This window comes from Anaerosporobacter sp. (assembly GCF_031551385.1).
GTDB lineage: Bacteria > Bacillota > Clostridia > Lachnospirales > Lachnospiraceae > Anaerosporobacter.
The window spans coordinates 1-3,365 of sequence record NZ_JAVBNS010000193.1 but is presented as its reverse complement, the minus strand read 5'-3'; the positions used below and the strand labels follow the sequence as shown (position 1 = coordinate 3,365).

At 34.6% G+C, this 3,365-nt stretch carries 4 protein-coding genes and 1 pseudogene; 1 reads left to right on the top strand and 4 read right to left on the bottom strand.

What is annotated here, in order from left to right:
• Positions 1-457, bottom strand: a pseudogene (locus RMR19_RS15190) (amidohydrolase); the annotation flags it as partial.
• Positions 458-678: 221 nt separating this feature from the next.
• Here RMR19_RS15190 and RMR19_RS15185 point away from each other — a divergent pair.
• Positions 679-870, top strand: a complete 192-nt coding sequence (locus RMR19_RS15185) for a ferredoxin (protein ID WP_310604345.1) — start codon at positions 679-681, stop codon at positions 868-870.
• 125 nt (positions 871-995) lie between these two features.
• Here RMR19_RS15185 and RMR19_RS15180 read toward each other — a convergent pair whose 3' ends face one another.
• From RMR19_RS15180 to RMR19_RS15170, 3 genes are all read right to left on the bottom strand, one after another.
• Positions 996-2,120, bottom strand: coding sequence for a GerAB/ArcD/ProY family transporter (locus RMR19_RS15180; RefSeq protein ID WP_310604344.1), 1,125 nt, complete (start codon positions 2,118-2,120; stop codon positions 996-998).
• Positions 2,117-2,329 carry a hypothetical protein gene (locus RMR19_RS15175; RefSeq protein ID WP_310604343.1) on the bottom strand — a complete coding sequence of 71 codons (213 nt, stop codon included), beginning with the start codon at positions 2,327-2,329 and terminating at the stop codon, positions 2,117-2,119. Before RMR19_RS15175 ends, RMR19_RS15180 begins: the two co-directional genes overlap by 4 nt.
• Positions 2,330-2,332: 3 nt before the next feature.
• Positions 2,333-3,365: Ger(x)C family spore germination protein (locus RMR19_RS15170; protein WP_310604342.1), on the bottom strand; the 1,033-nt coding region annotated here is incomplete at its 5' end.

The following is a 3,365-nucleotide window of genomic DNA, read 5'->3' as shown; positions in this document are numbered from 1 at the left end:
ATGCAATCTTCATAGCAGCAGGATTCTTGACAACTAACTCATCAACCACACGTCCATATGTCTTCATAATTAAAAATTGTCCTCCTACAACATTGGAGCTTCCCGGCCCAACCATAACTGCTGTAATCCCTGCATGTACAGCTTCTGCAAAAGCGGCATCCATCGGATTAATTGCATCTATCGCTCGCAAATATGGCGTAATCGGATTGCAACTTTCATTTGAATCATCACCTTCAATGCCCTTCTTCTCTTCCGTAATTCCAACATGGCAATGCGCTTCAATTATGCCCGGCATAACTAGATTACCCTTCGCATCAATCACTTGTATTTCATCTTCATTCTCTACTTTAAATATATTTCCTATCTCTACAATCTTACCTTGATCAATAAGTACATAACCATTATCGAAGTCCACTCCTGCCATCGTTTTAATTTTTCCGTTTTTTATAAGCAACATAACTATTGTTCCTTCCTATCGCATATATATATCAATAATCTAATAACTATTTTCCGAAATAGTATTTCCTTATTCTGTTAGACTATACTATGATTCCCGTATCATAACGTTTATTTTCTTCTTCATATGAATGAATACCATGAAATAATTTGAATGAATGTTTTGCGAAAATATGGTAATACTATTAACGAATTTATCAAAAACAAGAAAGGAGTCCTACTATGAAAGCAACAGTAGACCAAGATGGATGCATTAGCTGTGGCGTATGTGTAAGCGTATGTCCAGAAGTATTTTCACTTAACGAAAACGACATTTCCGAAGCAATTGAAGGTGATATTCCTTCCGATAGCACAGAAGCCGCACAGGAAGCTCGTGATAGCTGTCCTGTAGATGTAATATCTATTACTGAATAAAAGCAAAAAACAATTTTCATTCACTCGAAACTGATTTCCTGTGATATGAAAATTGTTTTTTCTTTTTTATTCAATACGTTACCTGTACTTGTGTATCAATATAGTAGCTTGCAAAACTCCATTGCCTATCTTGCACTAATTCTTTGTGCTTTCATACTTGTAATCAGCTTTTTCCCGTAATGCACAATAATCAACAAGAATGGTATTGCATATAACATAACAAGATTCCATTTCACGATAATAATATTATACAAAAACTCAACATCAAACTGTGTCCTACAAAGTGTTAATGCCAAGAAGTAGATAAAAGCCGCAAACGGAACGTACAAGAACTTTATATTCCTTACAGAACATACCCATTTAACACACCGCATAGATATACTTGCATAAAGACAAATTCCTAAAAAATCCGATAGAAACATAATCATAATTAAAATCGCTTCAAAATTCTCCACGATATTCATTACGGATATTCCCTTCATCGCAACATAAAAAGGTGTTGCCATAGAAGCTGCTGCATTGTTACCCACAAGACCAAAGGAAATAACCGTTACTACGATTAGTAATACGCAAAAAAGCACAATCGTGGTTACAAAGAATCTGCATATTAGCTTTTTGCTTTTACTGTAATCCTTTACACTATCACCATACATTAGTATTAATAATATATTTCCCGCGGCCGCTATCACAAATCCTGCCTGCTGCCAAAGTTGCGAGAAACTTAACGGATTCGCAACTTTAATATAATCAAATCGAATATTAGGCACTGCACTTAGCACATAGATTACTATAATAAGAAGAATCGGAACTAATATAAACTCTGCAAAGCGAAATATTGTCTTTACTCCATGTAGGAACGCATATACAACAAGTATAATAATTGCTATAAAAAATACTTGCTCCTTCGTATTTGACATAATCGAGGATTGAAGATTTAATGCATATTGCCATACTTTTGTGGCTAACGAAACCATCGCCCATGCACCATAGAATACCATTATAATTTTCGCAACAGCACGTCCCATAAGTTCGACAAGAATCTCATAAAAATTATGGTGTGGATACGCCTGCATAAACAAGGTAATTAAAAGCGCAAGTGGTACTAATGCTACAAGCGACAACAATACACTGATACATGCACTTCTACTATTTCCTACTGCTAGTTCCGCTGGCAACAATGTTAGAATTGGTGTAACAGAACATGCTAGAAACATATAGAATAACTGACGAAATGTAATCACCTTTTTCATAGACACCACCCACCTTCTATTATTTGGTACGATAATGTATATGATTCTATCACACTATTACCATAAGGATCACTTGTATAGTAAACACCTAAAGCAATTGCCGCTAAACTAAATAGCAAAAACAAAAATAGTTTTATCTTATCATCTAGAAGTTCTTTCCCTTTCATTATTGAAACAGCAATAATGATAATAATAAATATATATAGCATCCTCTACCTCCACCCTTCCAACACACTAGACTTGGTTACCCTTGACTCAATTGTGTAATCAAATTTTGTAATTTGAAGAAAATCATATTGGTGATTTTTTAGAGTAGTCCATATCGTACTATCATTTTTCAGAATGTCGCTCAAACGAAAGGCATCTACGTTAATTGTTTGAGAAACCGATATTGCTTGATTTAGAAGCCTTATCATATACTTTGTCTGTTCCTGTTTTATCTGACTCCGAATCTCTCTGTTAACGATTTGATTCGGATGGGAAATACTGCGTAATACACTATCGAATTGCAATTGCACATTGACATTTATACCATTTGTCTGTAGCGTTGGTGTTAAAACCGTCTTTACATTATGAATCGTCAAACCATAACCTGCTGACAGATAAATCGGACAACTCCGAACAATTCCTTTTAATAAATCAATTCCTAGCGATGTATCCTCATCAAGATAGGCAACTAACTTGTTATTATAGAATGCTGCATAGCCACCCAATCCCAGTTTCTTATCTTCATAGTTCACATATGGTATAATTGTACTTGTTCTTCCTGTTTCAATATCTTCAAAAATCCACAGAATTGTATTTTCATTTCTTGTGACAGTGTCTAAACGTTTTTGAATTAATGCTTTCAAATCATCATGAATCATCACTTTTTCTTCCTGTGCATCTTTCATCACAGTCGCCGCTTTTCCCTCTTTCACAATATACATAAGCGCATTGATTTTAATCGTTTCATCTTTAATTAAAAACTGAATCGTCTCATCAATTCCATGCTCTGCAAGGCCTTGCCCAAGCAAATAAAAACTCGTATAGGCAAAAGAAAGGTCTTTTTGATTTTTCTTCTTTAGATTCTCAAATGCTTCAAACAGCGTATTTCCTCTCGCTTCAATCGTTTCAATGTCCCCATTAATCGTATCCGGGCCACCAATTCCATATAAAGCAATGATACTATACTGGTTATCAATATAATCAATACCCAATACTCGAATCATATCAATTGTATTAATTTCTTTCTTATTAAAATCT

Bases quoted from the DNA above. Each gene is read 5' to 3' on its own strand.
- RMR19_RS15180 (WP_310604344.1), bottom strand. From the start codon at position 2,120: ATGAAAAAGGTGATTACATTTCGTCAGTTATTCTATATGTTTCTAGCA.
- RMR19_RS15185 (WP_310604345.1), top strand. From the start codon at position 679: ATGAAAGCAACAGTAGACCAAGATGGATGCATTAGCTGTGGCGTATGT.
- RMR19_RS15175 (WP_310604343.1), bottom strand. From the start codon at position 2,329: ATGCTATATATATTTATTATTATCATTATTGCTGTTTCAATAATGAAA.